The sequence below is a fragment of the Brevundimonas sp. genome, assembly GCF_032055285.1.
Lineage (GTDB): Bacteria > Pseudomonadota > Alphaproteobacteria > Caulobacterales > Caulobacteraceae > Brevundimonas.
Window position 1 is genome coordinate 702,730 of the sequence record NZ_DAMBRE010000001.1, and the last position, 26,833, is coordinate 729,562.

A 26,833-nucleotide genomic window follows, 5' to 3' on the forward strand; every position below is an offset into this window, starting at 1 on the left:
GTTCAGCGAGCTCCCTGGGCGACGCCGGCGGCGGACTGGCCGAAGCCGGGCTGACCCAGTTCGAAATCGGATACGGGCTGGAAGGCGGGGTTGGACCGGTCGAAGGCTAGACCGCCGTCGATGAAGACCTGATCGGCGCGAGCGTAGATCGAGAAGGGATCGGCGCTCCAGATCACCACGTCGGCGCGCTTGCCGGGTTCCAGCGAACCGGTCTCCTTGTCGATGCCGATGGACTTGGCGGCGTTCAGGGTGATCCAGCTGATGGCGTGCTCTTCCGAGATGTTCATCCCGGCGCGACGGCCCGCCGACAGGGCGGCGGCGACTTCCTGGTTGAGGCGCTGGGTCAGTTCGGCGTCGTCGGAGTGGATGACGGCGCACGAGCCTTGCGGCGCGTCGGTCAGGGCGGCGTTTTCCTCGATGCCGTCCAGGGCCTCCATCTTGAAGCCCCACCAACCGGTCCACATGGCGGCGCAGACGCCTTCACGGGCTAGCAGGGGCGCGATCTTGTAGGCCTCGACGGCGTGGTGGAAGGTGGTGACCTTGTAGCCGAACTCCTTGGCTACATCGAGCATGACCGCCATCTCATCGGCGCGGTAGCAGTGGTTCTGGACCAGGATCGAGCCGTCCAGAACGCCGGCCAGGGTCTCCAGCTGCAGGTTGCGGGTCGGGGGCGTGCCCTGACCGGTCTCGCGCCACTTGTCCCACTTGTCCTTGTAGTCGCGCGCGGCGATGAAGGCGGCGCGATAGCCGGCGACATTGCCCATGCCGGTGGCCGGCGAGGTGTTGCGGCCGCCATAGACGCGGCTGGGGTTCTCGCCGCAGGCCATCTTCAGGCCGTAGGGGGCGCCCGGGAACTTCATGCCCTGCATGGTGACCGACGGCACGTTGCGCACCGTCACGCCGCGGCCGCCGAACAGGTTGGCCGAGCCGGGCAGGATCTGGAGCGTGGTCACGCCGCCGGCGCGGGCGGTGTTGAAGCCGGGATCCTGGGGCCAGATCGAGTGCTCGGCCCAGACCTGGGCCGTGTTCGGATTGGTGGCCTCGTTGCCGTCGCTCATGCCCTGAACGCCGGGCGAGGGATAGACGCCGAGGTGGCTGTGGATGTCGATGACGCCGGGCGTGACGTAGCGGCCGCGCGCATCCACCACCTTGTGGCCCGCCGGGACCGGGGTGTTGGCCCCGCCGACGGCGGCGATGCGGCCGTCGGTGACGATGACCACGCCGCCGTCGATCTTCTGGCCCGTGCCGGTCAGGACCGTGGCGCCGACCAGGGCCAGGTTCTCGCGCGGCAGGCCGCGATAGGTCGAGGGATAGGGGTCGGTGTTGGCCCAGCCGTCCAGGCCCGGGGCCATGGTGCGGTCCTTGGACGCCGGAGCGGCCGAGGCCGTCTCGGTCTTGGGCTTGGCGTCGCCAGTCGTGGCGCAGGCCGACAGGCTGAGGGCGCCGAGCGCGCAGGTGAGGACAGCGAGGCTCGGGCCCCGCAGACGGTTAAGCAACATGGGCGAGACCCCCTCGCGCCCGCATGCGGCAGGCAGACAATGGGACCGTATACAAAGGGGCTTCAGCCTCGCCGTAAAGGGGGAATGTCAGAGGCCGGACAAGCGGTCGCGAACCTCGGTCTCGGTCAGCCCCTCGACCTCGATCATCTTCAGGCGCGACTGACCGCCGCGCGCCAGGGTCACCGCCCGTTTCGGCACGCCCAGGACCTTGGCCAGAAAGGCAGTCAGGGCGGCGTTGGCCTCGCCCTCCACAGGCTGGGCGCGCACGCGGACCTTGAGCACCGGGCGGCCGTCGGGGTCCACGTCCCAGCCGTCGATGCGGTCGGCGGCGGCGCGGGGCGTCAGCTTGATGGCGAGGCGGGCGGTCATCCGCAGCTAGCAGGTCGGCGGTCACGCTGGCGGGCGCAATAGATGAAGGTGACGGCGATCCCCGTCGCCACTGCGCCGCAGCCGAGCCAGATCGCCGCCTGCATGGGCGCGAAGACAAAGGCCGCAGCATAGATGATGCCGCTGAGGACCATGGACCATCCTGCGACCCGTTTGGCCTTTCTGGCGGCCTCTGAAGGAACGAAGGTCTTCGGTATCCGGTTGCCAAAGGCGACGATCATCAAGCCGGTCGCCCCGAGCACGATCCGTGTGGTCGTCTCGTGATCAATCAGGCCCTGTGCGCGCGCCAGGCTGGCCAGAATGGCGAGGATCAGGATGCCGCCCCCCCAGGCGAGGCTACCCACCAGTTCCTTCTTCATCGCTTGATCTCCCGGTCTGGGGCCTCTGCGTCGAGGCCAAAGGAATGGACGAAGCCCAGCAGGGCGTCCTCCAGGACAGAGAGCTTCAGGTGATAGACGACGGACTTCCCGATCTTCTCCACATGCACCAGATCCGCCTCACGCAAGACGTTGAAGTGGGCGGACATGGTCGGCTTGGAGACCTCGAAACAGTCACTCAACTCGCCAGCGCTCATCGGCCCCCGCCGCAGGAGCTGAAGAACCCGACGGCGGGTGGGATCGGAAAGGGCTTTGAATACCTGGCTCACAATACGACAATTAGCTAATTATCAAATTGAATCAAGTCACCCGCTCGACAAGAACGGAAAAGGGCGCGGGCCTCATGGCGCCGCGCCCTTCCCAGTCCGTGACTGTCCGAACAATCAGCCCAGAGCGGCCATCAGTTCCGGTACGGCGGTCTTGTAGTCGGCGACCAGGCCGTAGTCGGCGATCTGGAAGATCGGGGCGTCGGCGTCCTTGTTGATCGCGACGATGACCTTGGAGTCCTTCATCCCGGCCAGGTGTTGGATGGCGCCCGAAATGCCGATGGCGATGTAGAGGGCCGGGGCCACGACCTTGCCGGTCTGACCGACCTGATAGTCGTTGGGGGCGTAGCCCGCATCGACCGCCGCGCGCGAGGCGCCGATGGCGGCGCCCAGCTTGTCGGCCAGGGGCTCCATGACGGCGTGGAACTCCTCGGCCGAACCCAGGGCGCGGCCGCCCGAGACGATGATCTTGGCGGCGCCCAGTTCGGGGCGGTCCGACTTGACCATTTCTTCTGAGACGAAGGCGGTCTTGGGCGCGTCGCCGGCGGCGACGGTCTCGACCGAGGCCGAACCGCCTTCAGCGGCGGCGGCGAAGGCCGTCGGGCGCACGGTGATGACCTTCTTAGCGTCGGCCGACTGGACGGTCTCGAGAGCGTTGCCGGCGTAGATCGGGCGCACGAAGGTGTCGGCCGAGACGACCTCGACGATGTCCGAGATCGGGGCGACGTCCAGCTTGGCGGCCAGACGCGGGGCGAAGTTCTTGCCGTCGGTGTTGGCCGGGGTCAGGATGGCGTCGTAGTTCCCGGCCAGCGGCAGGACGGTGGCCTCGACGGCCTCGGCCAGGCCGTGAGCGACGGCGTCGCCCTCGGCCAGCAGGACCTTGCGCACGCCCGAGATTTTCGCTGCGGCGTCAGCCACGGCCTGAGCGCCCTTGCCGAGGACCAGAACGTCCACGTCCGACGACAGGGCCAGAGCCGCCGTCACGGTCTTGTGGGTGGTGTCGCGAACAGCCGAACCGTCGTGGTCGGCGATGACGAGAACGGCCATTACAGAACCCCTGCGTCTTTGAGCTTGGAAACCAGTTCGGCCGCGTCGGCGACCTTGACGCCCGCCGAACGCTTCGGCGGCTCCGTCACCTTCAGGACCTTGAGGCGATCCGCGACATCGACGCCGTAGTCGGCGACCGCCTTCATGGCGATCTCCTTCTTCTTGGCCTTCATGATGTTGGGCAGCGACGCATAGCGCGGCGTGTTCAGGCGCAGGTCGACCGAGACCACGGCCGGCAGGGCGGCCGAAACGGTCTGCAGACCGCCATCGACTTCACGCGTCACCACAGCCTTGCCGCCGTCGATCGCCAGCTTGCCGGCGAAGGTGGCTTGCGGCCAGTCCAGCAGGGCGGCCAGCATCTGACCCACGGCGTTGTTGTCGCCGTCGATCGACTGCTTGCCCAGCAGGACCAGGTCCGGCTTCTCTTCGTCCACGACCGCCTTCAGCAGCTTGGCGACGGCCAGCGGCTCCAGGTCTACGTCCGACTGGATCAGAACGCCGCGGTCGGCGCCCATGGCCAGGGCCGTACGCAGGGTTTCCTGGGCCTGGGTCACGCCGATGGAGACGACGACGATTTCCGTCGCCGTGCCCGCGGCATGGTGTTCCTTGCCTTCCTTCAGGCGCACGGCCTCTTCGACGGCGATCTCGTCGAAGGGGTTCATGCTCATCTTGACGTTGGCCAGGTCGACGCCGGTCTGGTCCGCCTTGACGCGGGCCTTGACGTTGCTGTCGATCACCCGTTTCACCGGGACGAGTACCTTCATGAGCCTATCCACTTGGTCATCGAAATATGGCCCGAGGGATTGGACCGGGGAAACCGGCCTGTCAACGTAACGCTACGTGAACTCTGTTCGTGTCCGCGGCCCAATTTTGCACTATGAGACCCGTATGAAACGCTTTCTGACGATCCGCCGCCTCAGCGTCCTCTTCTTCGGCATCTTCAGCCTGATGATCGCCGGCGTCTTCGTGTTCCAGCGCTACTGGATGGAGCCGGGCGAGCGCTGCGAGGCCCAGGGCAAGTGGTACGACATCGAAAGCCGCATCTGCGCCCAGCCGATCTCGATCGCCGAGATCACCGGCCGCCCCATCGGCGTCACCCGCGCCGAGGCCTCGGCCGAAAAGAACAAGGAACTGGTCGCCATCGAGGATCAGTTGAGCGCCCAGAAGCGCGCCCGCGACGCTGCGACCGAGGCCGAACGCGCGCGCGTCGCAGCCCTTCAGCGGTAGGCTTCTGAAACCCGGCGCCCTCTTCCACCGTCATCCTCGGACTTGACCCGAGGATCGGATTGTCCGCCTGCGCGACATCAGCAAGCATGAACCCGCCCTGCGCTCGATCCTCGGGTCAAGCCCGAGGATGACGGCAGGTGACGACGACGGGCGTCCGCGCTGACTTCAGCGCGTCGCGCCGGGCTTCCACAGGATATCGGCGGCGCCGTTGGCGTTGGCGCGGCGTGCGGCGACGAACAGGTGGTCCGACAGGCGGTTGAGGTAGCGGACCGCGTCCGGGTTCACCTGCTCGCCCGATTCCTGCAGACGAACAGCGTCGCGCTCGGCGCGACGGCAGACGGTGCGCGCCAGATGCAGATGCGCCGACAGCGGCGAGCCCCCCGACAGGATGAAGCTGTCCAGCGGTTTCAGGCTCTCGTTCATCCAGTCGATTTCGCTCTCGATCCGTTCGACCTGCGAGGCGATGATGCGCAGCGCCTCCCATTTCGGGGCCGGGTCCAGCGGCGTGCCCAGGTCGGCGCCGAGGTCGAACAGCTCGTTCTGGATGCGGCCCAGCATGGCGTCGATACGGTCGTTCTGGCCGCTGTTCAGACGGGCCAGGCCGATGACGGCGTTCAGTTCATCCACCGCCCCATAGGCCTCAACCCGCAGGTCGGTCTTGGACACGGGCGCGCCCGAGGCCAGACGGGTTTGGCCGCCGTCGCCGGTGCGGGTGTAGATCTTGTTCAGCGTGACCATAGCCTGTGCCCCCTGAGTTCAGCCGCCGTGCGTGGCTTTCCACCACATCCCGCCCATCAGCAACAGCACCGCCACGGCCTGAAGCACGACGCGCAGGCGCATTAGCTTGTTCGAGTTGGAGCGCGCGAAGTCGCCCCCGCGATAGAGGGTATAGACCCCGAAGCCGAGGGTGATGGTGACCGCCGCAATAGCGATGAGGATCAGGATGTCGAAGATTTCCATGACCGTCTTCTAGGCCCCGCTTCGGAAGCGCGCCAGCGTCCGCAACGGTTTGCAAGCCGCCCCGCGATTGCGACCTATTCGCACACCCCCGTTGTCACGGAGCCACCCTTGCTGTTGAGAGGCGCTCGCAAATCAACCGGGGCTGTTCATGTCTTTCTTCACCGTTTCTCGCCGCTCGACCCTCATGGCCGCTTCCGCCCTGGCCGTTCTCGCCATGGGTCAGGCCGCCGCGGCTGAGGAACTGACCGAGGAACAACGCCAGGCGACGACGACCGTAGCTGACGTCGTCGTCACCGCCTCGGGCTTCGAGCAACGCATCACCCAGGCCCCCGCCTCGATCAGCGTCCTGACGCGCCAGCAGCTGGAAAGCGAACGCCATCAGAGCCTGGCCGAGGCCCTGGCCAATATCGAGGGCGTCGATGTCGGCGCCTCGGCGGGCAAGACCGGCGGCCTGAACATCTCCATTCGCGGGATGCCGTCGGACTACACCCTGATCCTGATCGACGGCCGCCGCCAGAACGCCGCCGGCTCCATCACCCCGAACGGCTTCGGCGAGACCACGACCAGCTTCATCCCGCCGATGTCGGCCATCGAGCGCATCGAGGTCGTGCGCGGCCCGGTCTCGACCCTCTATGGCTCTGACGCCATGGGCGGCGTGGTCAACATCATCACCCGCAAGGTCGGCGACGTCTGGACGGGTTCGGCCAGCGCCAACGCCACCGTTCAGGGAGACTCCAGCTTCGGCAATATCTACGGTGGCGACTTCTACGCCACCGGCCCCCTGGTCAAGGACCTGCTCGGCATGGCCGTGCGCGGCCGCTATCAGACCCGCGAAGCCTCTGATCTGACCTATGACAACGACGCCGGCACGGAAGTCGGCGTGTCCAAGCGGGGTCCCTCGCCGGTCGAGAACGAGATCTGGTCGCTGGGCGGCCGCCTGACCCTGACGCCCCATGCTGACCACGACCTGATGCTGGACTATGATGTCACGCGTCAGTGGTACGACAACTCGGCGGCCCAACTCGGCACCCTGGGCACCTCGGGTTACGGCCCGGAGATGGAGTTCAATCAGGAAGAGCTGGTGCTGTCGCACAACTGGCGCCTGAGCTTCGGCGAGGTGCAGTCCAGCCTGTCGCGCAACGAGCGCGAGACCCTGGGCCGCATCCTGCCGTCCAACGTGCCCGGCGGCGGCAAGGCCGGCGACCCGCGCACCCTGACGGCGACCAACACCGTCTTCGACACCAAGCTGTTCTCGCGCTGGAAGAACCACACCTTCACCGTCGGCGGCCAGTACTGGGACGCCGAGATGGTCGATGGCGTGGCCCCCGCCCCCTACGAGCACCAGCAATGGGCCCTGTTCGCCGAGGACGAGTGGCGCTTCACCGACAGCCTGGCCCTGACCCTGGGCGCCCGCTATGACGAGCACAACATCTTCGGCGACCACATCAGCCCGCGCGCCTATCTGGTGTGGAACGCCACGCCTCAGTGGACCCTGAAGGGCGGCGTCAGCCAGGGCTTCAAGACCCCGCGTCTGGACCAGATCGCTCCCGGCATCACCGGCTTCACCGGCCAGGGCACGCGTCCGACCATCGGCACCCCGACCCTGCAGCCGGAAACCTCGACCTCGACCGAACTGGCGGCCTTCTACGACAACCAGGATAATTTCCGCGCCAGCCTGACGCTGTTCCACAACAGCTTCGACGACAAGATCGCCAGCGGTCAGCCGCTGAACAACTGCTCGTTCGGCCTGACGCGTCCGCAGTATGACGCCGGCCAGCAGGCCCTGCCCAACTGCGCCGACTACGGCTTTTGGCCGAATGTCGAGACCTTCTCGCAGACGGTCAACATCGACGAGGCCGTGACCCAGGGCTTCGAGGCCTCGTTCCGCTGGAACCTGGCCGAGGCCTGGAGCGTGACCGGCAACTACACCTACACCGACACCGAGATCAAAAGCGGCGACGACGCCGGCCTGCCCCTGTCGGACACGCCCAAGCATATCCTCAACAGCAGCCTGCGCTGGAACGCCACGGACCGTCTGAACCTGTGGCTGCGCGGCGAATATCGCAGCGAGCGCTATCGCAGCGAGGACAGCGCCAACAGCCGCGCCAAGGCCACCTGGGGCGACTACAAGGCCTATGAGGTCTTCCACCTGGGTGGATCGTACAAGGTCAATGACGCCGTCACGATCAACGGCGCGATCTACAACCTGTTCGACAAGGACTTCGTCTCCTACGGCTCCTACGTCAGCAATGTGAACACGGGCGCGATCGCCTACACCAACCTCTACGCCAACAATCAGGAACCGCGTCGTCTGTGGCTGTCGGTGACGACCACCTTCTGATCCCCTTCTTCCGCGCCAACTGGCCCCTCTTCCTCCCCAACTGAACAGGGCCGTCTCTTCGTGAGGCGGCCCTCTTTCTTTGTCAGCTAAGCCGTTAGTCATGTTTTGCAGGCAAGCTCGCCGCCATGACTGATCGCGCCGTCCGAAATCTGGAACACCTGCGTCGCAGCGCCTCGACCGCGCGCGTGCTGAACCTGCTCAAGGTCTATGACGAGCACGGCGAGACCGAAGACTGGGCCGAGCGTCCCATGTTCCGCACCCCGGCGCTGAACACCTCGTTGATCATCAAGCACCGGCTGCGGCGCAACGAGACGGACTCCTTCCCCGGACGCCGCCAGGTGGCGACCAAGGTGGTGGTGCCGATCGACAGCACCGACCTGAAGACCGGCGGCCGGTTCGTCTTCGTCAACCAGATCGGCTTCGAGCGCGCGATGCAGGAGGCCTTCGGCATCGCCGCCGACCACCCCGACCTGAAGACGCTGCGGCTGATGGATCAGCTGCCGTCGCTGGACCCCTTCCTGCTGCGCGAACAGCTGCGGCGCGGCGAGGTCGACGCCGCCCCCTGCTATTTCGCGCTCAGCGAGGCCGACCTCGAGAAGATGCTGGCCTTCGTCCAGGCCGAGATCGAGCCCCTGGTCACGCTCAGCATGGGCGGCGGCGTGGCCGCGGTGGGATCGACCGCACGGATGGCGTCGAAGATCCTGTCCAACGCGCCCGGCGACCGGCTGGAGGCCCTGCGCGCCACGCTGAGGCTGGAGCCCGAACAGTACCAGGAGGGCGTTTTCTGCTGGAAAGGCTTCCTCTACTACAAGTGGACCCTCGCCAGCCTGATGGCCGACATCGTCAACGTCGCCGACGATGTCGGGACGGTGAAGCCCGTCGGCCCCAGCGACCGCGCCGCGAAGGAATATATCGACCGCGGCCGGGGCGTCCTGCGCGGGCGCATCATGAAGACCTGCGAAGACGTCAGCCGCACCCTGCGCTACTACGACGACGCCTATGCGGGGCTGACGCGCGAGGGCAATCCCATCGCCTTCCGCGACTTCCTGCTGGAAGCCCCGACCCTGTTCGCGCGGCTGGGCGATCAGCTGGGCGCGGTGCAGCACATCGTCAGCTTCTGGCGCTTCCGTTTCGGGCCCAAGGCGCCGCCGGTCGGGGTCGACGAACTGATCGACATCTTCATGGATTTCGAAACCGGCCTGATGGGCCGCGAGACCGACGCCTACGACCCGCGCGACGCGGCCTGAGCCAGCGACTTTCCTCCCCATGGCATGGGGAGGGGGACCGCGAAGCGGTGGAGGGGCTTCTACGCTTTAACAAAGCGGCCCCTCCGTCTCGTCGGCTGCGCCGCCGATCCACCTCCCCATGGCATGGGGAGGAAATGAAAAACCCCGCGCCGGCGACGACGCGGGGTTTCTGTTTCCAGACCTTCAGCAGGTCTTAGTAGCGGTAGTGTTCCGGCTTGAACGGACCTTCGACCGGGACCGAGATGTAGTCGGCCTGTTCCTTGGTCAACTGGGTCAGCTTGGCGCCCAGCTTGGCCAGGTGGAGGAAGGCGACCTTCTCGTCCAGGTGCTTGGGCAGGGTGTAGACCGAGTTCTCGTAGGACTTGGCGTTGGTCCACAGTTCGATCTGGGCCAGGGTCTGGTTGGTGAAGGATGCCGACATCACGAAGGACGGGTGGCCCGTGGCGTTGCCCAGGTTCACCAGACGGCCTTCCGACAGCAGGATGATCTTCTTGCCGTCCGGGAACTCGACGTGGTGGACCTGCGGCTTGATCTCGTCCCACTTGAAGTTCTTCAGGCCGGCGACCTGAATTTCCGAGTCGAAGTGGCCGATGTTGCAGACGATGGCGTTGTTGCGCATGGCGCGCATGTGCTCGACGCGGATGACGTCCTTGTTGCCGGTCGTGGTGACGAAGATGTCGGCCTTGTCGGCGACGTCTTCCAGGGTCTGGACCTCATAGCCTTCCATGGCGGCCTGCAGGGCGCAGATCGGGTCGATTTCGGTGACGATGACGCGGGCGCCACCGTTGCGCAGCGAAGCGGCCGAGCCCTTGCCTACGTCGCCGTAGCCGCAAACCACGGCGACCTTGCCCGACAGCATGACGTCGGTGCCGCGACGGATGGCGTCGACCAGGCTCTCACGGCAGCCGTACAGGTTGTCGAACTTCGACTTGGTGACGCTGTCGTTGACGTTGATCGCGGGGAAAGGCAGCTCGCCGCGCTCGGCCATCTGGTACAGGCGGTGCACGCCCGTGGTCGTCTCTTCCGACACGCCGCCGATGGCGTCGCGGATCGCCGAGTAGAAGCCGGGCTTCTCGGCGATGTAACGCTTCATGACCGAGAAGAGGGCTTCTTCTTCCTCGTTCTGCGGGTTCGCCAGAACCGAAATGTCCTTCTCGGCCTTCGGGCCAAGCACGCACAGCAGGGTGGCGTCGCCGCCGTCGTCGAGGATCAGGTTCGGATAGCCGCCGTCAGCCCATTCGAAGATCTTGTGGGCGTAGTCCCAGTATTCCACCAGGGTCTCGCCCTTGGTGGCGAAGACCGGCGTGCCGTTGGCGGCGATGGCGGCGGCGGCGTGGTCCTGGGTCGAGAAGATGTTGCACGATGCCCAGCGCACTTCGGCGCCCAGGGCTTCCAGGGTCTGGATCAGCACCGCCGTCTGGATGGTCATGTGCAGGCTGCCGGCGATGCGGGCGCCCTTCAGCGGCTTGGCGGCGCCGAACTCTTCGCGCAGAGCCATCAGGCCCGGCATTTCGGTTTCGGCGATGGCGATTTCCTTGTTGCCGAAATCGGCCAGGGAAATGTCGCGAACGATGTAGTCGGTCATGCAGGGGTTCTCGCGGCGGGGATTTTCAAGGCGTCGCTATAGCGCGCCCGGCGCGTCGGGGCAATCAAGCCATAAGGATGTCTTTATATGATATTCGCCGCGACACGAACCGTCAGACCTACGTGTTTCTACGCAACCCCCTCTTAAGAGGCGCAATACCCCTAAGGTTCAAAGGGATAAGCAGGCGCGCTCCCCTGCGCCGGCGTAGGTAGCGAGACGACATCATGGCGGGCGAAAACATCGGCCTCCGCATGGGCTTCATGGGTCTGGGACAGGCCTCCAGCGGTTATCGCGCCATGGGGCCGCTGCTGCGCCGGGAAGCCCCTGCAGCCCTGGCCGCCTTCTACGACCGGGTGCGGGCCGAGCCGACGACCCGCCGCTTCTTCCGCGAAGAAGCCCACATCGCCGCCGCCAGCAAGGCGCAGGAACGGCACTGGGACGCCATCATCGACGGCCGCGCCGACGAGGACTACGCCAAGTCCGTGCGCACCATCGGCCATGTCCACGCCCGCATCGGCCTGGAGCCGCGCTGGTACATCGGCGGCTACAGCGTCATCCTGGCCCACCTGACGCGCGCCATCGCCGCCCGCCCCCGGAAGTTCTGGGCCAACAGGCGCGAGCACGACCGCGTCACCGCCGAGGCGGTCTCCGAACTGACCCAGCGCGTCATGCTGGACATGGATCTGGCCATCTCCATCTACCTCGACGTGCTGCAGGAGCAGCGCGACAAGGTCCAGGCCGCCCATGACGAGGCCGAGGCCCGTCAGACCGAGGTGGTCCGCGCCCTGGGCGCCGCCCTGCACGACCTGGCCGAGAACGACCTGTCGACCACCATTCCGGGCGTCTTCCCCGAACAGTACCGCAGCCTGCAGAACGACTTCCACGCCGCCACCCGCGCCCTGCGCACCGCCGTTCGCGCCGTGGCCGACAGTGTTGAGAGCCTGAGCGCCGGCTCCAACCAGCTGGCCACCGCCTCCGAAGACCTGGCCAGCCGCACCGAGCGTCAGGCCGCCAACCTGGAACGCACGGTCAACGAGGCCGACGCCATCGCCCGCGCCGTGGCCTCGACCGCCGACAACGCCCGCCAGACCGCCGAAGCCCTGGCCGCCGCCCGCGTCGATGTCGAGGAAAGCAGCCAGGTGGTCGGCGAAGCGGTTTCGGCCATCCACGCCATCGCCGAATCTTCGACCGGCATTGCTCGCTTCACCAGCCTGATCGACGAAATCGCCTTCCAGACCAACCTGCTGGCCCTGAACGCCGGGGTCGAGGCCGCGCGCGCCGGCGACGCCGGTCGCGGCTTCGCCGTAGTGGCCCAGGAAGTCCGGGCGCTGGCGCAGCGCTCGTCCGAAGCGTCCGGCGAAATCCGCGCCCTGATCTCGACCTCCTCGGCCCAGGTGGCGCGCGGCGTCGATCTGGTCGAACGCACCGGCGAGGCGCTGGAGCGCATCGGCGGTCGCGTGGTGGCCATCGACGGCCTGGCCGGAGGCATCGCCGGTTCGGCCCAGGAACAGGCCGAGGGTCTGGCCCGCGTCCGCCGCACCATGGGCGAGATGGACGACATCACCCAGCAGAACGCGGCCATGACCGAAGAGGCCACCGCCGCCGCCCGCCAGCTGGCCAACGAAGCCGTCAGCCTGAACCAGCAGGTCGGCCGCTTCCGCTTGGATCGCGGCGCATCCGGCGCGCCGCACCTGCGCGCGGTCGGCTGACCGTCCGTTTAAGGACTGGCGTAGCGGACAAGGCCCGGCTTAACTCCCCCTGGATCGAGGGGGAGTTTCGACCATGAAGACCATGCTGACCGGCGCCGTCTGCGCCCTGGCCCTGACTGCGGCCCTGCCCGCCTCGGCCCAACCCGCTGGGCCCGCGTCGGCGCCGGGGGCCGTGACCCTCATCCAGGCCGGTCGTCTGCTGGATCATCCCGGCCGCGCGCCGCGCGGGCCGTCGACCATCGTGGTGCGCGACGGCAAGGTCGCCGAAATCCGCGACGGCTTCGTCGACGCCTCCGCCTATCCGGGCGCGACCGTGGTGGATCAGCGCGACCGCTTCGTCCTGCCCGGCCTGATCGACAGCCATGTGCACCTGGTCTCGGATCTGGCCGGTCAGGCCTGGCTGGTCTCATCAGTGACCGAAAGCCTGCCGGCCCAATCCTACCATGCGCGGACAACGCCCGGAAAACCCTGATGGCGGGCTTCACCACCGTCAGAAACCTCGGTGACGACGGCGGGGTGACCCTGGCCCTGCGCGACGCGACCGCCGAGCATAGGCTGCCTGGCCCCCGCATACTCGACGCCGGGACCAGTATTTCGACCACCTCGGGTCACATGGACGGGCGGCTCGGCTTCAACGACGACTTCCGCGCCCACATGGCCCACGACAACGTGTGCAATGGCGTGGCAAGCTGTCGCGAAGCCGTGCGCCTGCAGGTCGGACGCGGCGTCGACGTCATCAAGATCGCCACCACTGGCGGGGTCAACAGCCGCGTCGGCGCGGGCGTCGGGGCGCAGATGTTCGAGGACGAGGCCAAGGCCCTGATCGACACGGCCCACCTCTATGGCAAGAAGGTCGCGGTTCACGCCCATGGCGCTGACGGCATTGATCTGGCGCTGCGCATGGGTGCGGATTCCATCGAGCACGGCACCATGTTCGACGACGAGACGATCCGCCTGTTCCAACGGTCCGGCGCCTATTATGTGCCGACCCTGTCCACGGTGAACGGCTATATCGAGCGTCTGGCCGCCGATCCCGACGCCTATCCGCCGGATGTCCTGGCCAAGGTGCGTTGGCGCATCTCGATCACCGGCCAGTCGCTGCAGCGCGCCGTGCCCGCCGGGGTGCGCATCGCCTTCGGCACCGATGCGGGCGTGTCCAAGCACGGCCGCAACGCTGACGAGTTCGAGCTGATGGTCAGGAACGGCATGACGCCGATGACCGCCATCGAGGCCGCCACCGTCAACGCCGCCGATCTGCTGGGCCTGGCGGAGGAAATCGGCACGCTGGAGCCGGGCAAGCGCGCCGACGTCATCGCCGTGGCGGGCGATCCGCTGAGCGACGTGACCGCGCTGAAAACCGTCGCCTTCGTCATGCGCGACGGCCTTATCTATAAGGACGAACCCTGAGCCAAAGAACAGCGACGCGTCAGTTCCGGCTTGGCCGCGCCCGCGCGCACGGCTAAGCCGTCGCCCATGGCTGACGACGCATCGATCCGACCCGCCCGCGATTTCTCGATCCCCCGTCACGACTGGACGCTGGAGGAGGTCGAGGCCCTGTTCGCCCGCCCCTTCATGGAGCTGGTGTTCGAGGCCGCCACCGTGCACCGGGCGACCTTCGACCCCAGCGAGGTGCAGAAGTCGCAACTGCTGTCGGTCAAGACCGGCGGCTGCGCCGAGAACTGCGGCTACTGCTCGCAGTCGGCCAGCTTCAAGACCGGCCTGAAGGCCGAGAAGCTGATGGAGCCTACCGCCGTCATCGCCGAGGCCATGGCGGCCAAGGCGGGCGGGGCCAGCCGCTTCTGCATGGGCGCCGCCTGGCGCGAGTTGAAGGACCGCGACACGCCCAAGCTGGCCGCCATGATCTCGGGCGTGAAGGCGCTCGGTCTGGAGACCTGCGCCACCTTGGGCATGCTGAACGCCGACCAGGCGAAACAGCTGAAGGACGCGGGCCTCGACTACTACAACCACAACCTCGACACCGGGCCGGAGTACTACGCCGAGGTGGTGACGACCCGTTCCTATCAGGACCGGCTGGAGACCCTGCAACACGTCCGAGACGCGGGCATGAACACCTGCTGCGGCGGCATCGTCGGCATGGGCGAGAAGCGCCGCGACCGCGCGGGCCTGCTGCACGCCCTGGCCACCCTGCCCGCCCACCCCGACAGCCTACCGGTCAACGCCCTGGTCCCGGTCGGCGGCACGCCCCTGGGCGAACGGGTGCTGAAAGAGGGCGAGATCGACCCCATCGAGTTCGTCCGCACCGTGGCCGTCGCCCGTCTGGTCTGCCCCAAGTCCATGGTCCGCCTGTCGGCCGGTCGTGAAGGCATGACGCCGGAAATGCAGGCCCTGTGCTTCCTGGCCGGCGCCAACTCCATCTTCGTCGGCGGCAAGCTGCTGACCACGCCCAACCCGGAAGAGGACGACGACGCCAGGCTGTTCGCCCTTCTGGACCTCAAGCCCATGCCGCTGAAGGTCGAAGCGCGGGCCTAGACGCCTTCGGCCCGGCGCCAGCGCGCCATCAGCCACAGGTGCAGGGCGTGGGCGCCGACCCAGGCCAGACCCATGCCGGTCAGGACGCCGAGATAGAGCCGCGCGCCCGCCCCTTCGAGCGGACCCAGAAGGCTCGCCAGAGCCGTGGGAATCAGGGTCAAGGCCGCCAGGACGGGGGTGAAGGCCAGTGCGGCGTCACGGGGCGCCCGCCAGGTCGCGCGTCCGTCGAAGCCCCACTGCATCGGCAACCGCTGGTCACGCGCCAAGCCCTTGGCCGACCAGACCGACATGGCGGCCAAGACGGCGACAAAACCCACCGCCATGATGATGGAGACGATTGTCATGGACAGAGATGATCACAGTCGGGGACGGAGCTTCAAGCCCCGAATCGCCTAGTCCTGACCGGCAGGCGGCGGTTGAAACCGCTTTTCATCCAGAATGAAGGCGTCCTTTTCCTCTCCGCCCCGAGGATACCATTTCCGCCCGATGCGTCCGGCGGCGTCCTGATAGGCGCGGATCTGAACCCATCGAGGCCGCTCAGGCCTACCCGGAGTGGAGAAGGCGCCAGACACATCCACCCCGCCATTGAAGAGCGCCACCGCCTTGGGCCCGAGCCCGCAGCCGACGGGGTCTTCCAGGCCGACTTCGCACTGAGACAAGGGCGCGTCGCGGCCGCCGTACCAGCAGATCAGATAGACCGAGGCGACCATGGGTCGGCAATCGGGCGCGGCGCTGGCTACGATCACCGGCTGCACCGACGATGAACGGCAGGCGCTCAAGCCGGCGATCAGCATCAGGGCGACGACCGCAGTTGATCGGGTCACGCCCTGCAAGGCAGCCGCCTAGCGCCCCGGACGACGCGTCATGGCGGACGCCGGGGCCAGTTGCAGGCCGCGGGCTTCCAGCCCAGCCGTCCAGCGGGCGGCGGCTTCGACGGTGACGGGGTAGGAGAAGCCGGTTCCCAGGGCGGCGCCGCGGGTCTTGGCGGCGGCTTCCAGGGCGGTGAGTTGGCCCATGATGGCGGCAGGGCTCTGCTGCTCGTCGATGATGCGGTCGGCGCTGGCGCGGGCGAAGGCGCCGGGCTTCCTGCGCATCGAGCCGTCGTCGAGGAAGGCCACGCCGCGCTGACGCAGCACGCCCAGCATGGCGCCCATACCCTCGTCCGAGGTCGCGAAGCGGTCGCCCAGATAGTTGGTCACGCCGAAATAGCCGGTGGCGCGGCCCAGCAGCCAGTCCAGCTTGGCCTCGACGTCGTCGGCGCCGCCGCTGGACAGCAGGGTGTAGGGACCAGGATCGTTGTCGGGATAGCCGGTCGGCTCCATCGGTAGCTCGATCATCACCTCGTGGCCCTGGGCGCGGGCCATGTCGATCCAGGCCTGCAGCCCCTCGGCGTAGGGGACGAAGCTGAGCGTGACCTCGGCGGGCAGGCGATCGATGGCCGCACGGGTGGTGACGGCGTTCAGGCCCAGGCCGCCGACGACCAGCGCCACCATGGGCTTTCCATTGGAGCGGAAGGGCCGGGCATAGGCCTGGGCCGGGACGCGGCCGTCGGGCGCGATGCGCGGCAGGGGGCCGTTCGGACCGGGCGAAAACAGGCCCGCGATCGGCGCCTTGGGCAGGGGGTTCGAGGGCGCGCGCACCGGGGCGGCGATGGCCGCTCCGCCCGCCACGCTGGCCCCGTCCGGCAGGGTGATCAGGGCCTCGTTTCCGGCGGCGCCGTTGGGGTCGAGCAGGGCCGGGTCGCCGCCGGCCATGTCCTGATAGAGGTCCAGCCCGCTCATGGCGAAGGCGTCGACGCCGCTCGGGGCGGTCGACACGGCCTCGGGCCGCTGCAGTGAGGCCCGGGCCGACGGCGCTCCGGCGCGCGGATCACCGAGAACGGCGATGAACAGCCCGCCCGCGATCAGCAGAAAAGCCCCCGCCGCGCCGACGGCGACCGGCGGCTTCTTCAGGGCGGCCACGACGGCGTCCAGCCCCCCGCGCGACCGGGCTTCCGGCGGCGCGCCGGCGGCGGCGGCGAGAGCGGACTGGCGCTTGGCGAACATGGACAGGGCGGCGCTCGAACGACAGGGGACGGGACTGGAGAACCGCACGGCGCGGTCCTCCTCGATCCTCACTTATCCCCAGCGCCGGTTAAGAAACCCTAACGCACCGTTCACCACGTTGATGGAGAAGGATCAGTCCTTCTTCGGCTCATTGCCCGGCGTGACCTCGGGACCACGCGCCGGGCGGTCGGAGGGCGCCTCCGTGATCGACGCCTCGGCTGTCTCGACGGGCTTGGCGCCCGGCGCGGTGACCACGACCGTGTCCGGCGCAGCGGCCAGCCGGGCGAGGTCGCCGCCGGCGCGCAGCACGTCCAGCGCCCGTTGCAGCTGATAGTCCTTGGTCTTGTCGAAGCCCTCGCCCGGCGCCTCGTGCGGGACGTGCGGCCCCTTGCGCTCGGCTCCGATGGAGGAATCCAGCGCCGTGGCGTAGGCCGCCTCGGAATAGATGAAGCTGGAGCGCGAGACGATGCGCGCCTCGGCCTCCGAACGGGCGACCTCGAGGTCCGGCTCGATGCCGATCTTCTGGATCGAGCGGCCCGACGGCGTGTAGTAGCGCGCCGTGGTGATCGACAGCGCCCCGTCAGCCCCGCCGCGCAGCGGGATGACCGTCTGCACCGAACCCTTGCCGAAGCTGGTCAGGCCGACGACCGTGGCCCGCTCCTGATCCTTGAGCGCTCCCGCCACGATCTCCGATGCTGAAGCCGAGCCGTAGTTGATCAGCACCACGACCGGCAGACCGCCGGTCAGGTCGCCCGGCTTGGCGGCGTAGCGTTCGATGTCGGTCGGCTTGCGGCCACGCTGACTGACGATCTCGCCGCGTTCCAGGAAGGCATCGGACACGTCGATGGCGGCGTTCAGCAACCCCCCGCCGTTGTTACGCAGATCCAGGACATAGCCCTTGATGCCGGGCTTCTCGCGCTTCAGACGCTCGATGGTTTCGGTCAGTTCGCGGCCGGTGTTCTCGTTGAAGGTCGAGATGCGCAGGTAGCCGAAGTCGCCTTCCAGACGGCCGGTGACGGATTCGACCTTGATGACCTCGCGGGTGAGAACCACCTCGCGCGGTTCCTCGCCGTCACGCAGGAAGGTGACGGTGACGCTGGTGCCCATGGCGCCGCGCAGCTTGTCCGACACTTCCGACACCGTCAGGCCTGCGGCGTTCTGGCCGTCGATGGCGCTGATGACGTCGCCCGCCTGGACGCCCGCGCGACCGGCCGGGCTCTCGTCCATCGGCGAGATGACCTTCACCAGACCGCCCTCGGAGGTGATGGTCAGGCCGACGCCCGAATACTCGCCCGTCGTCCGTTCGCGCAGGTCGCCATAGGACTTGGGCGGCAGGTAGTTGGAATGCGGGTCGAGCGCCGTCATCATCCCCGACAGCGCCGCCTCGATCAGCTTCTTGTTGTCGACCGGAACCACATAGGCCTGCTCGACGATGCCCAGGACGTCGCCGAACATCTGCAGCATGCGGAAGGTCTCGTTGCGCGGGGTCTGGCTGGCCACAGCCGCCGCCGATCCGCCCAGGGCCAGGGCGGCGCAGCCGATGAGAAGCAGTTTACGCATTCGGTGTCTTTCCATCGGACCCGCGCGGGCTCCGGTCGTCCAGGGAGGCGCAGGCGTCAGACGCCGACGTCAGATAGGGCGATACAATCAGCCTCGGCGCGGATTTGAAAGGACTTTCGCGCGATTGCCGCCGCTACTGCAGCCAGGGCGCGGGGTCGATGGGACGTTCATCGCGGCGCAGCTCGAAATAGGCCTCGCCGTCCTCGCCGGTGCGGCCCAGAGCCTGGCCGTCGGCGACCCTTTGTCCGGTGTCGACCGACAGCTGATCCAGACCCGCCACAACGACGCGCCAGCCGGGTCCGAGATCCAGGATGACCACCTCGCCCCATTCCTTCAGCGGTCCGGCGTAGGCGACGCGGGCGGGGGCCGGGGCGGCGATGACTTCGTGGCTGGAACGCCAGCGCCAGCCGCTGGAGCCGCCGCCGAAGCGCTGCGACGGCGCGCCCTGCACCGGCGCGGTCAGGCGGCTGCGGCCGGCGGGCAGGCGGGCGGCGGGGGCCTCGACCACGGCGTCGGTGATAAGCGGCGCCTGTCCGCCCAGTTCGCGGATGCGGGCCTCCAGCGACCGAGTGGCGCGCTCGGCGCGAGCGGCCTCGGCGCGCAGCACGGCGCGCAGGGCCAGCTTGCGCGCCGACAGGCTCTCGATCTCGGCGCGACGGTCGCCCTGGGCGCTCTCGACGGTGAACAGGCGCTCGCTGGACAGGGCGGCCAGACGGCGGATGCGGATGACCTCGGCCTGACGTTCGACCAGACCCTTGGCGCGCGCCTGGAGCTCGGGCGTCATGGCGCGGATCAGGATGGAGGCCCGCACCGTGTCCACCGCCTTGTCCGCCGGGATCAGCAGGGGCGGCGGCGGCTTGCGGCTCATCATCTGCAGGGCCGACAACAGACGCCCCTGCCCTGCCCGCTCACGCGACAGCGAGGCCACCAGAGCCGCCTCGCGGTCGCCCAGTTCCTTGAGGCGGGCGCGCTGGGATTCCATCTGCACGTCGTCCGCGGCCTCGGCCCGACGCAACTCGGCCAGCTGCCGGTCCAGATCGACCACCTCGTCGCCGGCGGCGGCGGCCTCGGCGCGCAAGCGCCGCGCGCGGGCCGTCTCGTCGCGATACTCGGCCTGAAGCCGGGTCAGTTCAGGATTGGGCGCGGCCGCGCGCTGGCTGGACGCCGGACCCGCCAGCACCAGCGCCAGGCCCGACGTCAACAGAAGAAGCCCCGCCCCCCGGCGCATCAGTCGCGATGATAGGGCGAGCCGGACAGGATGGTCACGGCGCGATAGAGCTGCTCGGCCAGCATGGCGCGGGCCAGGGCGTGGGGCCAGGTCTGGGGTCCGAAGGCCAGGGTCGAACGCGCGGCGCGGCGCACGCTCTCGTCCAGCCCGTCCGCTCCGCCGATGGCGAAGACCAGACGCCGCTCGCCCTGATCGCGCAGGGTCGCCACGTGGTCGGCGAAGGCGCGGGACGAATAGGTCTTGCCCCGTTCGTCGCAGGCGATCAGGTGGGCGCCCTCGGCGGCGGCCAGGATCAGTTCGGCCTCCGGGGCCTTGCCGGACTTGCGGGGTTCCAGATCCAGAAGCTCGAGCGGCCCCAGTCCCAGCGGCCGACCCGCCAGGGTCGCCCGCCGGGCGTAGTCGTCGGCCAGGGCGGCCTCGGGACCGCGGCCCGGCTTGCCGATGGCCGCGATCGCCAGCTTCATGGGGTCAGCTCAGTCCGAAGATCAGGCGGCGCCGGCGCCGCGGTGGGCGCTGTCGATCGCCCAGATCTTCTCGATATTGTAGAAGGTGCGCACTTCGGGGCGGAACAGGTGGACGATCACGTCGCCCGCATCCAGCAGCACCCAGTCACAGTGTGGCAGGCCCTCGACCTTGACCTTGCCCAGGCCCAGGTCCTTGAACAGGCGCAGCAGGTGGTCGGCCAGGGCGCCGACGTGGCGGTGCGACCGGCCCGAAGCCACGATCATGGCGTCGGACATCGGGCTTTTGCCGCGCAGGTCGATCAGGACCATGTCCTGGGCCTTGTCTTCGTCGAGCTTGGCGATGATGGCGCGTTCCAGGTCCGTCAGCCCGACCGGAAGCGGGGCTTGATCACCGGTACTGGGGCCTTCGGCCTGACCATCTTCGGAATGGACGGAATCCATCGGGTCCATTTCATGGGCCGCGTTGGAAACGGCGGCGTCTTGCGCATCGTGCGCGGGCGAGGGGGTCAGCGGAGGGCTCCAGGGGAGATTACTAAAGGGCCAACCTAGCACGTTCCCTCCGAAAGGTCATCCCGTCCGGGCGCATGCGGCGAATCAGCCGGAATACCTCGTCCACAGTACGCACGGCTGATGGCAAACGGCGCGAAGAAATCCGACCGGGGCGCCTAGGGGTTTCGACGGATGGAAGAGTTCCAAGTCTCCGATGAATTGGGCGCTCCACCATCACCGCAGGAAAGCGTCATGGCCGACAAGAAACCGAACATCCTGGTCATCTGGGGCGACGACATCGGGATCTCGAACCTCAGTTGCTACACCGACGGCGTCATGGGCTATCGCACGCCGAACATCGACCGGATCGCCAAGGAGGGGATGAAGTTCACCGACAGCTATGGCGAGCAGAGCTGCACCGCCGGGCGTTCGTCCTTCATCACCGGTCAAAGCGTCCTGCGGACCGGGCTGTCGAAAGTCGGCATTCCGGGCGCCCCGGTGGGGATGACCGACAAGCTGGTCACCATCGCCGCCCTGCTGAAGGAGCAGGGCTACGCCACGGGACAGTTCGGCAAGAACCACCTGGGCGACCTGAACCATATGCTGCCGACCAATCACGGCTTCGACGAGTTCTACGGCAACCTCTACCACCTGAATGCGGAGGAAGAGCCGGAGATGGAGAACTATCCGCTCAACGAACCCGACATGCCGAACTTCAAGGAGCGGTTCGGCCCCCGTGGCGTGATCCATTCCTGGGCGACGGATACGGACGACCCCACCGAGATGCCGCGCTGGGGCAAGGTAGGCAAACAAAAGATCGAGGACACCGGCCCGCTGACCGCCAAACGGATGGAGACCTGCGACGACGACTTCGTCGAACGCGCCTCCGCCTTCATCAAGAAGGCCGAAGCCGACGGCAAGCCCTGGTTCGTGTGGGTCAATACCACCCACATGCACATGTTCACCCACAGCAAGGCGTCAAGCAAGGGCCAGGCCGGTCGCTGGCAGTCAGCCTATCACGACACCATGATCGACCATGACAAGAACGTCGGCCAGCTGCTGGACCTGCTGGACGAGTTGGGCATCGCCGAGGACACCTTCGTCCAGTATTCGACCGACAACGGGCCGCACCGGAACTCCTGGCCGGACAGCGGCACGACCCCCTTCCGCAGCGAGAAGAACACCAACTGGGAAGGCGCCTTCCGCATTCCGATGATGGTGCGCTGGCCGGGCAAGGTGCCGGCGGGTGCCGTGTCCAACGGCATCGTCCAGCATCACGACTGGCTGCCGACCTTCCTGGAAATCGCGGGCGAACCCGACATCGTCGAGAAGGTGAAGAAGGGCTACAAGGCCATCGGTCGGACCTACAAGAACCACATCGACGGCGTCAGCCTCGTTAACCACATCACGGGCAAGGACGAAAACAGCCCCCGCACCTCCTTCTTCTACATCAGCGACGACGGCGACATCCTGGCTCTGCGCTATGACAACTGGAAGTGCGTCTTCTTGGAACAACGCTGCCAAGGGACGATGAAGGTGTGGGGCGAACCCTTCACAAGGCTACGCATCCCCAAGCTGTTTAACCTGCGGACGGACCCCTACGAGTTCGCCGACATCACCTCCAACACCTATTACGACTGGGTGTTGAAGAACACCTTCCTGCTGTACGGCGCGCAGGCGGGAGCCACGGCCTTCGCCGACAGCTTCAAGGACTTCCCCCCGGTCCAGAAACCCAACACCTTCACCATCGACGACGCCATTTCGGCGATGAGCGGGGCCATGGGTTCAAGCTGAGCAAGGTCAAACTTCGGGGCGCGCCGAGCCGATCGCGCGCGCCCTCATCGCGCCGTGCGCGTGGCGCGGATGGCGGTGGACGAGCGCGGATTTAGCGGCGCCGTCAGATAGGTCCAGGCTGGCGCCTGCAAGCTGGGCAGCAGACCCGCGCGAGGCGCCGGAATGCGGAAGCGGGCGTAGCGCGAGGCGGCGGGCGCCGTGCGACTGTCCAGCTGGCTGCCTGGCCGGGCGATCACCGCCATCGGCATCAGATGCATGATGTCGGTCCAGCCCCTCCAGCGATGGAAGCTGGCCAGATTGTCCGACCCCATCAGCCAGACGAACTGGACGCCGGGATAGCGGGCCTTGAGCACACGCAGGGTGTCCACCGTCCATTGGGTCCCCGCCCGGGTCTCGAAATCCGAGACGATCATGGCCGGACCGACCGTCTGGGCGACGCCGCGCGCCGAGGCCATGCGCTCCGCCAGCGGCGCCGTCTCGTGGTTCGACTTGAGCGGGTTCTGCGGCGAGACCAGCCAGACCACCCGGTCCAGGTCCAGGCGACGCATCGCCGTCTCGGCCACATGGGCGTGGCCGTCGTGGGCCGGATTGAAGGAGCCGCCGAACAGGCCGACCTTCATGCCGGGCTGCAGCCCCAGACCGTCGCGCAGGGCGCCCGGTCGAGGGCCGAGGCCTTTCGGCGCGGGACCGGCGTGGAAGAAGGACAAGGGCGGCTCTTTGGCGGCGACGACGAGAGGGCGGACTTATGCTCACCCGCGCCCTAACACGCCGCGACGGCTCTGTCTCGCGTCAGCGGACGGACGAAAGTCTCAGAACTCTTTCCAGCTCGAGCCCGGATCACGCTCGCCCGGCTGGGCCAGTTGCTGACCCCAGGTCACGACCATGAAGGCCTTGTGGCTGCGGATCTTGTACTGGCCGATCATCGGGGCCACGGCGCCCAGCGGCAGACCGGTGCGGCCGTCGTAGAGGAAGCCGGAAAACTCGGCCACGCCCATGCGGTCGCGGTTGGAATAGATCGACAGTTCGGGGATGGAGACGACGTTCAGCGTCTCATTGATCGGCACCCGCATGTCGGGGATGCCGAAAACCCGGCGCATCTGCTCCAGCGACAGGGCGCCGGCCCGAACCTCGAAGATGGCGTCGGCGCTGTCGCGGTCGCGGCTGATGGCATAGCCGGCATCCGACAGGGCGGCTCGGATGGCGCTCAGGGCGTATCGAGCGTTCTCGGCCTGGAAATAGGTCTCGTCGATAAAGACCCGCGCGCCCTGCGGGATCGGCAGGGTCAGACCCTCGACCGCGCGGTCGGCGGCGCGGTTGACGAGCAGCATGTCGGTGGCCGTCCGCGCCGGATTGGTCTCGGTGACCGAGGCGCAACCGGCCAGCACAGCCGTCGCCGCGAACAGGACGATCAGGCGCGCGCTCGTCAAGTCACCAGGCTCCGACGTTGGGCATAGTGGCCCAGGGCTCGGCCGGGGCCAGACGCTCGCCGCCCTGCAGCAGCTCGATCGAGATGCCGTCGGGCGAGCGGATGAAGGCCATGTGGCCGTCGCGCGGCGGACGGTTGATCGTCACGCCCCCGTCCATCAGACGCTGGCAGGCGGCGTAGATGTCCTCGACCTCGAAGGCCAGGTGACCGAAATTGCGGCCGCCCTGATAATCCTCGGGGTCCCAGTTGAAGGTCAGCTCGACCTCGGGCGACTTCTCGGCCTCGGCGCGCGCCGTGTCCTGCGGCGCGGCCAGATAGATCAGGCTGAAGCGGCCGGCCTCGCTGTCCATCCTGCGCGTCTGCACCAGACCCAGCAGGTCGCGATAGAAGTGCAGCGACGCCTCCAGGTCCTTCACACGGACCATGGTGTGCAGATAGCGCATGCCTCAGTGGGCCTCGGGCGGACGGGCCGCCGGGTCCAGGTATTCGCTCTCCGGATGCGGATGGTCCGACAGGACGAAGCGGCGGTCGCAATAGCCGCACTCGACGAAGTCGTCCTCGCCCATCTCCAGATAGACCAGCGGGTGACCGAGGACGCCGCCGCCGTCGCAGGCGACGCGCTTGGACAAGACCACGATCTCTTCGGGGGCGGGAATGACAGCGTCGGTATGGCGGGGAGGCATGGGTCCGGTCCGGGTCTGGAAGGCTCGCGCCGTTCCTAGGCGGACCGGCCCTCCAGGTCAAACCTCCGAAGGGCGCGGCTGGCGGCGGAACAGCTTGTCCAGCATGGCCTTGCGCTTCTTGAACAGGGTCAGGCCCAGGCAGCCGGCGCCGACCCACAGGCCGATCTCGCCGATCAGAGCGGCGACGGCGGCCAGCAGGGCCGCATGGGTCATGTCCAGATAGTCCAGCTTGCCCGCCAGCAGAGCCAGACCCATTCCGGTATAGCCGACGGCGCAGACGCCCAGGGCGGCGAAACCGATCAGGCGGGTCTTGGTCAAAGGCTTTTTCGTCTGGACTGGCAGGGCGGTCATGAGCGTCTCTCCATCAAGGTAGGTTGTCTTTATGACAAGGAACCTAGACACGCTCAGAAGTGACGTCAAGCACCATTTACACAAAGACGCGCAAGCTTGTCTGATCGAGGCTTTACAGCGCCTTGGCGAACCGCGCTTCGCCCCCTACCTATGCCGCACGCTTCCGCCGCCTGAGTGAACGTCCGCATGACCGAGACCCCTGCCCTGCCCGTCAACGCCATCGAGGTGCGGGGCCTGAAGAAGACCTATGCGGGCACCAAGAAGTCGCCGGCCAAGACCGCCCTGCGCGGCGTCGACCTGACGGTGCCGCGCGGCTCGATGTTCGGGCTTCTCGGCCCCAACGGCGCGGGCAAGTCGACCCTGATCAACATCATCGCCGGGGTGGTGAACAAGTCCGAGGGCACGGTCCGCATCTGGGACCGCGATATCGACCACGAGGCGCGCGACGCCCGCGCGGCCCTCGGCGTCGTGCCGCAGGAGATCGTCGCCGACGTCTTCTTCACCCCGCGCGAGGCCCTGGAGGTCCAGGCCGGCTTCTACGGCGTGCCCGCCGACGAGCGCCGCTCGGACGAGCTGCTGGCCGCGCTGGGCCTGTCGGACAAGGCCAACGCCTATGTCCGCGCCCTGTCCGGCGGCATGAAACGCCGCCTGATGGTGGCCAAGGCCCTGGTCCACAACCCGCCCGTCCTGATCCTGGACGAGCCGACGGCGGGCGTGGACGTCGAGCTGCGACGTCAGCTGTGGGACTATGTGCGCAAGATCAACGAGGAAGGCGTCACCGTCATCCTGACCACCCACTACCTGGAAGAAGCCCAGGAGCTGTGCGACACCATCGCCATCATCAACCGGGGCGAGGTCGTGGCCTGCGAGCCGACGCAGACCCTGTTGAAGCGTCTGGACACCCGCAATGTGGTGGTCACGCCCGAGACACCTCAAGACGTCCTGCCCACGCTGAACGGCTTTACGGTCGGCGCACGCCCGCACGGCGCCTTCGTCGTCACCTACCGAACGGGCGAGTCCAGCGTCGAACAGGTGCTGGCGGCGGTGCGCGCCGCGGGCGTGACCATCAAGGACATCGCCACCGAGGACCCGGATCTGGAAGACGTCTTCCTGGCCATGACCTACGGCGACGCCAGCCGACCCAGCCCGACGCAGGACTGACGACCGCCTATCCTCCCCTGCTTGCGGCGGAGAATCTAAACCACCATCACCGTCCCGAGCAGCATCTTCGCCCCCGGCTTGCCGAGCACCCGGTCGGTGGCCGCCTGCAGGGCGCGACTGAGCCATTCCACATCCGGCGGGGCGCCGGGCAGGAGGCGCTCGCCCGCCAGCCGCACCACCTCGTTGAAGGCGGCGCTGAGGCGCGGTTTCGACTGGTCGGCGCGCAGGCGTAGGGCCGGATCGGCCACGTCGACCCCGACCTCGACCGTCATCACGCCCCGGCGGCCATCACGGCGCAGGATGGTGGCCGTGGCAGTGGGCAAGGGGATGTAGGCGTTGGCGGGCGCGCCCCCGCCTTCGCTCTTGCCCGAGGCTTCGGCCTCGGCGGCGACGAGAGCAGTACCCAATCCAGTGCTCAGGGCCGCAAGGCCGATCAGTGCGCGACGATCCATGCCCTTCCCTACCGCCGGTCCGCTTAAGGCCCGGTTACGGCTGGC

At 67.7% G+C, this 26,833-nt stretch carries 31 protein-coding genes; 9 read left to right on the forward strand and 22 right to left on the reverse strand.

Annotated features, from left to right (window positions below):
• Positions 1–2 precede the first annotated feature (2 nt).
• From RTY13_RS03530 to RTY13_RS03555, 6 genes are all read right to left on the reverse strand, one after another.
• Entirely contained in the window at positions 3–1,499 is a 1,497-nt protein-coding gene (locus RTY13_RS03530; RefSeq protein WP_312781172.1) for an amidohydrolase, read from the reverse strand.
• 87 nt (positions 1,500–1,586) lie between these two features.
• Complete coding sequence (locus RTY13_RS03535) at positions 1,587–1,868, reverse strand: DUF167 domain-containing protein (protein WP_312781173.1); 282 nt, start codon at positions 1,866–1,868, stop codon at positions 1,587–1,589.
• A complete protein-coding gene (locus tag RTY13_RS03540) occupies positions 1,865–2,245 on the reverse strand; it encodes an ammonium transporter (RefSeq protein ID WP_312781174.1) in 381 nt (126 codons plus the stop codon). The genes RTY13_RS03535 and RTY13_RS03540 overlap by 4 nt, the downstream gene beginning before the upstream one ends.
• On the reverse strand, positions 2,242–2,532 hold the full coding sequence (locus RTY13_RS03545) for an autorepressor SdpR family transcription factor (RefSeq protein WP_312781175.1): 291 nt from the start codon (positions 2,530–2,532) through the stop codon (positions 2,242–2,244). The genes RTY13_RS03540 and RTY13_RS03545 overlap by 4 nt, the downstream gene beginning before the upstream one ends.
• A gap of 114 nt (positions 2,533–2,646) precedes the next feature.
• Entirely contained in the window at positions 2,647–3,576 is a 930-nt protein-coding gene (locus tag RTY13_RS03550) for an electron transfer flavoprotein subunit alpha/FixB family protein (protein ID WP_312781176.1), read from the reverse strand.
• A complete protein-coding gene (locus tag RTY13_RS03555; protein WP_312781177.1) occupies positions 3,576–4,340 on the reverse strand; it encodes an electron transfer flavoprotein subunit beta/FixA family protein in 765 nt (254 codons plus the stop codon). Before RTY13_RS03555 ends, RTY13_RS03550 begins: the two co-directional genes overlap by 1 nt.
• Positions 4,341–4,464: 124 nt before the next feature.
• Between RTY13_RS03555 and RTY13_RS03560 the strand changes: the two genes are divergently transcribed.
• A complete protein-coding gene (locus RTY13_RS03560; RefSeq protein ID WP_312781178.1) occupies positions 4,465–4,803 on the forward strand; it encodes a hypothetical protein in 339 nt (112 codons plus the stop codon).
• Between the two features lie 165 nt (positions 4,804–4,968).
• Here the strand turns inward: RTY13_RS03560 and RTY13_RS03565 are convergent, their stop codons facing one another.
• Together RTY13_RS03565 and RTY13_RS03570 are read right to left on the reverse strand one after the other, a co-directional pair.
• Positions 4,969–5,541, reverse strand: a complete 573-nt coding sequence (locus RTY13_RS03565) for a cob(I)yrinic acid a,c-diamide adenosyltransferase (RefSeq protein WP_312781179.1) — start codon at positions 5,539–5,541, stop codon at positions 4,969–4,971.
• Between the two features lie 18 nt (positions 5,542–5,559).
• Entirely contained in the window at positions 5,560–5,763 is a 204-nt protein-coding gene (locus RTY13_RS03570; RefSeq protein WP_312781181.1) for a twin transmembrane helix small protein, read from the reverse strand.
• Positions 5,764–5,911: 148 nt separating this feature from the next.
• Here RTY13_RS03570 and RTY13_RS03575 point away from each other — a divergent pair, with 148 nt between their 5' ends.
• Complete coding sequence (locus tag RTY13_RS03575) at positions 5,912–8,104, forward strand: TonB-dependent receptor domain-containing protein (protein ID WP_312781183.1); 2,193 nt, start codon at positions 5,912–5,914, stop codon at positions 8,102–8,104.
• A 125-nt stretch (positions 8,105–8,229) separates the two neighbouring features.
• Positions 8,230–9,351, forward strand: coding sequence for a hypothetical protein (locus RTY13_RS03580; protein WP_312781184.1), 1,122 nt, complete (start codon positions 8,230–8,232; stop codon positions 9,349–9,351).
• A gap of 193 nt (positions 9,352–9,544) precedes the next feature.
• On the opposite strand, the gene ahcY is transcribed toward RTY13_RS03580, so the two are convergent.
• The gene (gene ahcY, locus RTY13_RS03585; RefSeq protein ID WP_312781185.1) at positions 9,545–10,936 is read right to left on the reverse strand and encodes an adenosylhomocysteinase; all 1,392 of its coding nucleotides are present in this window, start codon (positions 10,934–10,936) and stop codon (positions 9,545–9,547) included.
• A 224-nt stretch (positions 10,937–11,160) separates the two neighbouring features.
• Between ahcY and RTY13_RS03590 the strand changes: the two genes are divergently transcribed.
• The 4 genes from RTY13_RS03590 to bioB all read left to right on the forward strand — a co-directional run bounded on the left by RTY13_RS03590 (position 11,161) and on the right by bioB (position 15,135).
• Complete coding sequence (locus RTY13_RS03590) at positions 11,161–12,645, forward strand: globin-coupled sensor protein (RefSeq protein WP_312781186.1); 1,485 nt, start codon at positions 11,161–11,163, stop codon at positions 12,643–12,645.
• 73 nt (positions 12,646–12,718) lie between these two features.
• Positions 12,719–13,117, forward strand: a complete 399-nt coding sequence (locus RTY13_RS03595) for a hypothetical protein (protein ID WP_312781188.1) — start codon at positions 12,719–12,721, stop codon at positions 13,115–13,117.
• Positions 13,117–14,052 (forward strand): amidohydrolase family protein, encoded by a 936-nt coding sequence (locus RTY13_RS03600; protein WP_312781189.1) that lies wholly within the window; start codon positions 13,117–13,119, stop codon positions 14,050–14,052. Before RTY13_RS03595 ends, RTY13_RS03600 begins: the two co-directional genes overlap by 1 nt.
• A 66-nt stretch (positions 14,053–14,118) precedes the next feature.
• Positions 14,119–15,135, forward strand: coding sequence for a biotin synthase BioB (bioB, locus tag RTY13_RS03605; RefSeq protein ID WP_312781190.1), 1,017 nt, complete (start codon positions 14,119–14,121; stop codon positions 15,133–15,135).
• On the opposite strand, the gene RTY13_RS03610 is transcribed toward bioB, so the two are convergent.
• The 7 genes from RTY13_RS03610 to rsfS form a co-directional block, all read right to left on the reverse strand.
• Entirely contained in the window at positions 15,132–15,479 is a 348-nt protein-coding gene (locus RTY13_RS03610) for a hypothetical protein (RefSeq protein ID WP_312781191.1), read from the reverse strand. The two genes, bioB and RTY13_RS03610, sit on opposite strands and share 4 nt — an antisense overlap.
• Positions 15,480–15,527: 48 nt before the next feature.
• A complete protein-coding gene (locus RTY13_RS03615; RefSeq protein ID WP_312781192.1) occupies positions 15,528–15,959 on the reverse strand; it encodes a hypothetical protein in 432 nt (143 codons plus the stop codon).
• Between the two features lie 18 nt (positions 15,960–15,977).
• Entirely contained in the window at positions 15,978–17,180 is a 1,203-nt protein-coding gene (locus RTY13_RS03620; RefSeq protein WP_312781782.1) for a divergent polysaccharide deacetylase family protein, read from the reverse strand.
• Between the two features lie 132 nt (positions 17,181–17,312).
• Positions 17,313–18,740: a S41 family peptidase gene (locus RTY13_RS03625; protein ID WP_312781193.1), complete on the reverse strand. Its 1,428-nt coding sequence runs from the start codon at positions 18,738–18,740 to the stop codon at positions 17,313–17,315.
• 133 nt (positions 18,741–18,873) lie between these two features.
• Positions 18,874–19,941, reverse strand: a complete 1,068-nt coding sequence (locus RTY13_RS03630) for a peptidoglycan DD-metalloendopeptidase family protein (RefSeq protein ID WP_312781194.1) — start codon at positions 19,939–19,941, stop codon at positions 18,874–18,876.
• 26 nt (positions 19,942–19,967) lie between these two features.
• A complete protein-coding gene (gene rlmH, locus RTY13_RS03635; protein ID WP_312781195.1) occupies positions 19,968–20,432 on the reverse strand; it encodes a 23S rRNA (pseudouridine(1915)-N(3))-methyltransferase RlmH in 465 nt (154 codons plus the stop codon).
• A gap of 21 nt (positions 20,433–20,453) precedes the next feature.
• Entirely contained in the window at positions 20,454–20,882 is a 429-nt protein-coding gene (gene rsfS / locus RTY13_RS03640) for a ribosome silencing factor (protein WP_312781196.1), read from the reverse strand.
• A 291-nt stretch (positions 20,883–21,173) separates the two neighbouring features.
• Between rsfS and RTY13_RS03645 the strand changes: the two genes are divergently transcribed.
• Complete coding sequence (locus RTY13_RS03645) at positions 21,174–22,715, forward strand: arylsulfatase (protein WP_312781197.1); 1,542 nt, start codon at positions 21,174–21,176, stop codon at positions 22,713–22,715.
• 44 nt (positions 22,716–22,759) lie between these two features.
• On the opposite strand, the gene RTY13_RS03650 is transcribed toward RTY13_RS03645, so the two are convergent.
• From RTY13_RS03650 to RTY13_RS03670, 5 genes are all read right to left on the reverse strand, one after another.
• Positions 22,760–23,422: a nicotinate-nucleotide adenylyltransferase gene (locus RTY13_RS03650; protein WP_312781198.1), complete on the reverse strand. Its 663-nt coding sequence runs from the start codon at positions 23,420–23,422 to the stop codon at positions 22,760–22,762.
• A gap of 102 nt (positions 23,423–23,524) precedes the next feature.
• Positions 23,525–24,142, reverse strand: a complete 618-nt coding sequence (locus RTY13_RS03655; protein ID WP_312781199.1) for a DUF6655 family protein — start codon at positions 24,140–24,142, stop codon at positions 23,525–23,527.
• A gap of 1 nt (position 24,143) precedes the next feature.
• Entirely contained in the window at positions 24,144–24,584 is a 441-nt protein-coding gene (locus RTY13_RS03660; protein WP_312781200.1) for a VOC family protein, read from the reverse strand.
• A gap of 3 nt (positions 24,585–24,587) precedes the next feature.
• A complete protein-coding gene (locus RTY13_RS03665) occupies positions 24,588–24,824 on the reverse strand; it encodes a zinc-finger domain-containing protein (RefSeq protein WP_312781201.1) in 237 nt (78 codons plus the stop codon).
• Between the two features lie 57 nt (positions 24,825–24,881).
• Entirely contained in the window at positions 24,882–25,175 is a 294-nt protein-coding gene (locus RTY13_RS03670) for a hypothetical protein (protein ID WP_312781202.1), read from the reverse strand.
• A gap of 186 nt (positions 25,176–25,361) precedes the next feature.
• On the opposite strand from RTY13_RS03670, the gene RTY13_RS03675 reads away from it, so the two are divergent.
• Positions 25,362–26,336, forward strand: coding sequence for an ABC transporter ATP-binding protein (locus RTY13_RS03675; RefSeq protein ID WP_312781203.1), 975 nt, complete (start codon positions 25,362–25,364; stop codon positions 26,334–26,336).
• A 35-nt stretch (positions 26,337–26,371) separates the two neighbouring features.
• On the opposite strand, the gene RTY13_RS03680 is transcribed toward RTY13_RS03675, so the two are convergent.
• Positions 26,372–26,788 carry a Tat pathway signal protein gene (locus RTY13_RS03680; protein ID WP_312781204.1) on the reverse strand — a complete coding sequence of 139 codons (417 nt, stop codon included), beginning with the start codon at positions 26,786–26,788 and terminating at the stop codon, positions 26,372–26,374.
• Between the last annotated feature and the right edge of the window lie 45 nt (positions 26,789–26,833).